This window comes from Parolsenella sp. (assembly GCF_982402205.1).
In genome coordinates this window covers 1-6,703 of record NZ_CEVYAT010000087.1, presented here as the reverse complement: position 1 = coordinate 6,703, position 6,703 = coordinate 1, and the positions used below count along the sequence as shown (strand labels likewise).

The following is a 6,703-nucleotide window of genomic DNA, read 5'->3' as shown; positions in this document are numbered from 1 at the left end:
GCAAACGTGACCTTGCCGGAGACCGCCAGGGTGTCGCCGCGATGAATCTGCTCGGCCAGCCACGGCTGCTTGAAGAAGGTGCACATGAGCACGCCGGAGGCGTCGACGAGCGCCACCTCGACAATCTGCAGGCGCGGGCGCGGGCGCTTGAGCGTCACCTTGTCGACGGCGCCCACCACCGTGGCCTCGGTGCCGATATCGGCAGCGGCCACGGGCGTCACGCGCGTGAAGTCGAGGTAGCGGTGCGGCACGTGGAGCAGGGCGTCGCGCACGGTGCGCACGCCAATGCGCTCGAGGGCCTCAGCGCGTGCCCCGCGAGCAAAACGCAGGCGCGAGACATCAGCGTCCCACGCCCGCGTGCGTGCGAGGCGCATCGACGCCTCGCCTATGGTAGGAAGGGTCCCGGCAACGCCGGGCTCTCCAGCCGCCCCCACGTTCCTTGCGACCTACTCGATCGAGAAGATAACGGGGTAGAGCGGCTGGCCGCCACGGTGGGCGTCGACCTCGAGGTCGGGCTGGGCGTCCTCGATGCGGTCGCACAGGGCCTCGAAGCGCTCGTCGTCCATGTCCTGGCCAGCAAGAATCGTGAGGGTGTCGCCCTCCTCCTCTTCCTGCATCTTGTTGATGAGGTCGAGGGTCACCTGCTCGACGTCGGAACCCACGATGGCGATGTCGCCGCCGGCGATGCCCATGATGTCGCCGTCGTGGATGGGTGTGCCGTCGGCCGCCTGGGAGTCGCGCACGGCGTGCGTGACCTCGCCGTCGCGGACCTCGGCGATGGCCTCGACCATGGCCTCGGCGTTCTCGGCGGCGGTGGCGTCGGTGTCGACCGCGAACATCGCAGCGAATGCCTGGGGCACCGTCTTGGTGGGAACGACGACGATCTCGAAGTCCTCGCTCGCGCTCGCGGCGGCCTCGGCGGCCATGCGGATGTTGCCGTTGTTGGGCAGCACGATGACGCTGTCGGCGTTGGTCGCGGCGGCGGCGTCGAGGATGTCGGCCGTGGAGGGGTTCATCGTCTGGCCACCGGAGACCACGACGTCGACGCCCAGGGACTTGAGAATCTCGGCCTCGCCGTCACCGGCGGCGACGGCCACGAAACCCAGCGGCTTGCGCGGTTCGCGGGCGGTCGCCTGGTCGTCGGCGATCTTGGCGGTGCGGTCGTGGGCCTCCATGTCCATGTTGTGGATGAAGACCTCGTAGACCTGGCCGTACTGAAGCATGTACTCGAGCACACGGTTGGGCTCGTTGGAGTGCACGTGCACCTTGAAGTCGGGGAAGGAGCCCACAACGAGCTCACAGTCGCCCAGTGTGGCGAGGTGCGTGAGGGCGGCGTCCGCATCGAAGCCTTCCTCGGCCTTGAAGAGGAACTCGTTGCAGTAGCGGTACTCCGAGCCCTCCCAGTCGTCGTTGAGCTCGATGGCGACGCGCGCGTCGGCGGCGTTGTGGGCGCCGTCGGCCGTGGCGACAGTGGTGTCGAAGTCGATGGAGACGCCGCTCTTGCCCAGGGCCGCGTTCACGAAGGCCTCGACGAAGGTGGCGAAGCCGTAGGCGCCCGAGTCGACGACGCCGTTCTCCTTGAGGACGGGCAACAGGTCGGGCGTGCGCGCAACGCTCTCGTAGGCCTCGACGACGAGGGCCTCGAGCATCTCGGGAACGGGCATCTTCTCCTTGTCGCAGCGGTCCGCGCGGGCGCTCATGTCGCGGATGACGGTGAGGATCGTACCCTCGACCGGCTTGCGCACAGCCTTGAAGGCAACCTTGACGGCGTTGCGGAAGGCGCTCGCGATGTCGCCCGTGGTCACGGCCTCGTGCGCGCCGACAAGGCCCTCGGCCACGCCGCGCAGGATCTGCGAGGTAATGACGCCGGAGTTACCGCGGGCGCCCATCAGGGAGCCGTGGGTGATGGCGCCGGCAATGGCCTCCATGTCGGCATCGGCGGGAAGGGCGGAGAGCTCCTTGGTCACCGAGGCGAGCGTGAGCGACATGTTGGTGCCGGTGTCGCCGTCGGGCACGGGGAAGACGTTGAGCTTGTTGATGTCCTCGGACTTGTCGGCGACGGCCTGGGCGGCCACGGGGAAGCACGAGCGAATCGTGTTGGCAATCATAGGTGAGATTCTCTCCAAATCGTAGGCTGGCCGGGCGCGGTGCGGGCCAGTAACGTGCGGCGGCCCGACGCGAGGCCGGGCCTTCTGTGTTGCTACTTGTTGGCGCGCAGGTCCTCGACGTGGACCGTGACGTCCGCGTCCTCGATCTGGGCGATCTCCTTGAGCGTGAAGCGCACGGCGCTCTGGAGGTTGCGCGAGACGCTCGCCATGTTGACGCCCTGCTCGAGCACGGTGTGCAGGTCGACCTTGACGGTGCCCTCGCAGGTGCTCACGTCGATGCCCTTGCGCAGGCTGCCGAGCGAGAGCAGGCGCACGATGTTGTCCTGGGCGTCCGTGTAGGCCATGCCCACCACGCCATAGCACTCGAGCGCGGCGTAGCCGGCAAGGTCGGCGATGACGTCGTTGGAGACCCGGAGGCTGCCGGGGATGGTAGTTGCCATGCGTCTCTCCTCTCAGAAGGCGGACGCAGGCGCGCCCGCCGCCAGCGGCGCCGAGACTGGGGCGCCGCACTTGAGAACTTCATATGTGTACAGAAGTATAGCGCCACGCACGCGCGCGGCACCCGCATCGTGTTTCCATCTCAACAACATCCCTGCATATGCGACGTTATGTAAAGGAGAGACACCGCGGGCGGCCTCCTTCCCGGCTGTCACGATGCCAGGCGAGCAGCCCCGCTCTCCCAGCCACAAATACCAGGCGAGCAGCCCCCCGCTCTCCCAACCACAAATTCCTAGGAAAATGGCGAAAACAGCATTTAGCGGATACTCATATCGACATATTCCTAGGATTTTGAGAGGGGGTCCTTGGCGAGGGGGGTCTTTGGCGAGAGAAGCTCATGGCTAGCGATCGGCACCCCGTTGGCGGCGGCGTTGCTCGGTCATGTCCTTGTCGCCCATGGTCTTCCCAGCCGGCGCAGGCACCGTTGGCCGAGAAGCGCAGTCGCGGGCGCGTTCACGTACTAGCATGTTCACCGTTTACGGAACGCTTACATTCGCGAACGAGCGATCAACCACCGCGTCAAACGCAGACGCGTCACGCCAAACGTCAGGAGACGCATGAAGGTCTACGAGGGTCACATCCTTACCGTCAACGAGCACGACGATGTCTGCCGCTACCTCGTCGAGGAGGGCGGCCGCATCGCCTACGTGGGCAACGACCTGCCCGCCCGCTACGGGGGAGCCCCCGTCGAGCACCTGAGGCCACGCGCCCTTGTCCCCTGCTTCGTCGACACCCACGAGCACCTCGCGAGCTTCGCCACCTTCAACGCGGGCCTCAACGTCATGGACGCACGCTCCAACGCCCAGATCTGCGAGATGGTCGCCGACTTTGCCCACAACAGCGCCGCCAAGACCCTTATCGCCTTTGGCGCCTCGCCCTACTCCGTGGAGGAGGGCCGCCTCGTGAGCCGCGCCGAGCTCGACACCGTCTGCCCCGACCGGCCCCTCATGCTCGTGAAGTACGACGGCCACGCCTGCGTCGTTAACTCGCGCCTGCTCGAGAAGGTCGAGAAGCGCGTGCGCAACCTGCGCGGCTACCACCCCGAGACGGGCGAGATGAACCAGGAGGCGTTCTTTGCCGTCTCGGACTTCATCACGGGGTCGCTCTCAATCCCCGAGCTCGTGGGCAACATCCAGCACGCCATGGACTACCTCGCGGGCAAGGGCATCGGCATGGTCCACGATGTGAGCGGCGTGGGCTTTGCCGGAAACCTCGACATCTCGCTCGAGCGCTGGCTCGCCAAGAGCGCCCAGGGCGGATTTGCCGTGCGCGTGTTCCCCCAGTCGATGGACGTGCGCGTGGCCACGAGCCGCCACCTGCCGCGCATCGGTGGCTGCTTTGCTTGCGCGCTCGACGGCTGCTTTGGCTCGGCGGACGCCGCTCTGAACGCCCCCTACGAGGGCACGGGCGACACCGGCGTGCTCTACTACACCGACGAGGAGGTCACGCGCTTCTGCGTCGAGGCGAACCGCGCGGGCCTGCAGATCGAGATGCACGCCATCGGGGACGCCGCCTTCGACCAGGCCGCCCGCGCCCTGGCCGCCGCGCTCGAGGACCACCCGAGGCCAGACCACCGCCATGGCATCATCCACGCCTGCCTGCCCACGGAGGAGGGCCTCGAGCTCTGCGCGCGCCACCACATCCAGCTGCCGATGCAGACCTCGTTCATCGACTGGCCGCAGGAGCCCGACGCCTACCTCGAGAAGATCCTGGGCGCCGAGCGCGCGGCGCGCCTCAACCCCCTGCGCGACCTCTGGGACCGCGGCATCACCATCTCGGCGGGCTCCGACGCCCCCTGCACCGACCCCGACCCCATCCTGTGGATGAGCCGCGCGTGCAACCACAGCAACCCAGCCCAGTCGCTCACCGTGCGCGAGGCCCTGCGCATGTGCACCTACAACGGCGCCTGGACCACCTTCGACGAGCGCGACTGGGGCTCGCTCGAGCCCGGCAAGCTCGCCAACATGACGGTCCTCTCGGCAGACCCCTACGAGACGGACCCGCGCGAGCTCGATCGGATTCGCGTGGAGCAGCTGCTGCTCGAGGGCAGGCCGTACGCGCCCCAGCGCCAGGGCGTCGCCGCTGCTATCGCCCGCGGCATCGCTGGCCACGGCAGCTGCTAGCAGGCACCGGCGCCAACCCGGGCGCACACGGCCCGAGTACGGTCGGCGCCGCCACGTCACGCACCCTCCCCAACCACCCCAAGCAAGGAACAGCCCATGATCTCTCGCATCCAGTTCGACGTCCTCGCCTCGCTCGCGACCAAGCCCGCCACGACCCAGCGCGAGCTCGCCGCGAACGCCGGCCTGTCGCTCGGCTCCGCCAACCGCGCCGTGCGCGAGCTGCGGGGCCGCGGCCTTCTCGCAGAAGACCTCGCCCTCACGGACGCGGGCGCGGATCTGCTCGAACGCCACCGCGTGCGCGGGGCCATCATCCTGGCGGCCGGCATGGGCAGGCGCTTCGCGCCCCTCTCGTTCGAGCGCCCCAAGGCCCTCTTCCGCGTACGCGGCGAGGTCCTCATCGAGCGCCTCATCCGCCAGCTGAGGGAGGCCGGCGTCGAGGACATCCACGTCGTCGTGGGCCCCATGAAGGAGAGCTTCTACTACCTCGAGGACAAGCTGGGCGTCACGCTCGTGCAGACCACCGAGTACGCCACGCGCAACAACCACGCGTCGCTCTTCGCCGCCCGCGAGTGGCTGGGCAACACCTACGTCTGCCCGTCGGACCAGTACTACGCCGAGAACCTCTTCAGCGCCTACGAGTGGCGCTCGTGCGCCACGGCCGTCGAGAGCCAGGGCCTGGGCCACGACGCCAAGACGGCGATCGAGCTGGGCGCGGGAGAGCGCATCGTGGGCAGCCGCAAGGGGGTCGACCACACCTGGCGCATGGACGGCCCCGCCTACCTCGACGAGGCCTTTGCCCGCGACTACCTCAAGATCCTCGCCGACGAGTACTACGCGCCCGACACCCTGGGCAAGCTGTGGGAGACGATCTTCCTAGAGCACGCCGACGAGCTGCCCATGTACGCGCGCAAGGTGGGCCCGGGCGTCATCAACGAGTTCGACTACCTGGGAGACCTGCGCTCCTTCGACGCCGACTTCTTCGAGAACGTCGACTCCACAATCCTCGACAACATCTGCGCCACGCTCGACTGCGAGCGCGGCGACATCACCGACGTGCGCCCGCTCGACGCGGGCCTCACCAACCTCTCGGTGCTCTTCTCGTGCAAGGGCCAGCGCTACGTCTACCGACACCCCGGCGCCGGCACCGACGAGATTGTGAACCGCGAGGCCGAGGCCTTCGCACTCGAGGCGGCGAGCCGCCTGGGCCTCGACACGTCGTTCGTCTACGAGGACTGGCACCAGGGCTGGAAGATCAGCCGCTTCATCTCGGGCTGCACCGAGTTCGACTATGCCAACCCCGCCCAGGTGGCCCACGCCATGCGCATCGCCCGCAAGCTCCACGAGTCGGGCGTGACGTCTCCCTGGAAGTTCGACTTCTACGACGAGGCCAAGAAGATCGTGCGCCTGCTCAAGGCGGAAGGCTGGCCGCTGCCGCCCGACTTCGAGGCGCGCAACCAGCAGATCGCCAAGCTCGTGGGGCCGCTTCGCGCGGGCGCCGGCAAGCCCGTGCTGTGCCACAACGACTTCTACGGCCCCAACCTGCTGGTGAGGGGCGACGACATCTGCCTCATCGACTGGGAGTACGCGGCCACGGGCGACTACGGCTGCGACATCGGCAACTTCATCGCGCAGGGCTCGGGCTACACGCTCGACGAGGCCCTCGCGATCCTGCCCAGCTACTTTGGCCGCGAGCCCACGGCCGAGGAACGCCTACACTGCATCGCCGCCACGGCCGTCGTGGGCTGGTACTGGTACGTGTGGGCCCTCTTCAAGGAGTGCAAGGGCTCTCCGGTGGGCAAGTGGACGCGCATCTGGTACGACGCGGCCCGCGACTTTGGCCGCGCCGCCCAGCAGATGATCGACGAGAGCTGCAGCCGCCGCCGCGCCCTCACCCGCCCCGAGTTCGACGCGCTCGTCGCCTGCGAGGCGGGGCGCTTGGACGAGGCCGACGCGAGCGTGCTCGAGAACCTCGCC

The 6,703-nt window shown here is 68.1% G+C and carries 4 protein-coding genes and 1 pseudogene; 2 read left to right on the top strand and 3 right to left on the bottom strand.

Annotation, left to right across the window (positions count from 1 at the left end):
- The 3 genes and pseudogenes from AC1VTH_RS05660 to AC1VTH_RS05650 form a co-directional block, all read right to left on the bottom strand.
- Window positions 1–374: pseudogene (locus AC1VTH_RS05660) on the bottom strand (ATP-dependent DNA helicase RecG); the annotation flags it as partial.
- 72 nt (window positions 375–446) lie between these two features.
- On the bottom strand, window positions 447–2,108 hold the full coding sequence (locus tag AC1VTH_RS05655; RefSeq protein WP_481335171.1) for a DAK2 domain-containing protein: 1,662 nt from the start codon (window positions 2,106–2,108) through the stop codon (window positions 447–449).
- Between the two features lie 92 nt (window positions 2,109–2,200).
- Window positions 2,201–2,548, bottom strand: coding sequence for an Asp23/Gls24 family envelope stress response protein (locus AC1VTH_RS05650; protein WP_293673037.1), 348 nt, complete (start codon window positions 2,546–2,548; stop codon window positions 2,201–2,203).
- A gap of 615 nt (window positions 2,549–3,163) precedes the next feature.
- Here AC1VTH_RS05650 and AC1VTH_RS05645 point away from each other — a divergent pair.
- Both AC1VTH_RS05645 and AC1VTH_RS05640 read left to right on the top strand, forming a co-directional pair.
- Window positions 3,164–4,729 carry an amidohydrolase gene (locus AC1VTH_RS05645; protein ID WP_481335169.1) on the top strand — a complete coding sequence of 522 codons (1,566 nt, stop codon included), beginning with the start codon at window positions 3,164–3,166 and terminating at the stop codon, window positions 4,727–4,729.
- Window positions 4,730–4,825: 96 nt separating this feature from the next.
- The coding region (locus tag AC1VTH_RS05640) for an NTP transferase domain-containing protein (protein ID WP_481335168.1) at window positions 4,826–6,703 on the top strand (1,878 nt) is incomplete at its 3' end.

What these genes read in the sequence shown, in the direction of transcription:
- AC1VTH_RS05655 (WP_481335171.1), bottom strand. Translation starts at nt 2,108, where the DNA reads ATGATTGCCAACACGATTCGCTCGTGCTTCCCCGTGGCCGCCCAGGCC.
- AC1VTH_RS05650 (WP_293673037.1), bottom strand. Translation starts at nt 2,548, where the DNA reads ATGGCAACTACCATCCCCGGCAGCCTCCGGGTCTCCAACGACGTCATC.
- AC1VTH_RS05645 (WP_481335169.1), top strand. Translation starts at nt 3,164, where the DNA reads ATGAAGGTCTACGAGGGTCACATCCTTACCGTCAACGAGCACGACGAT.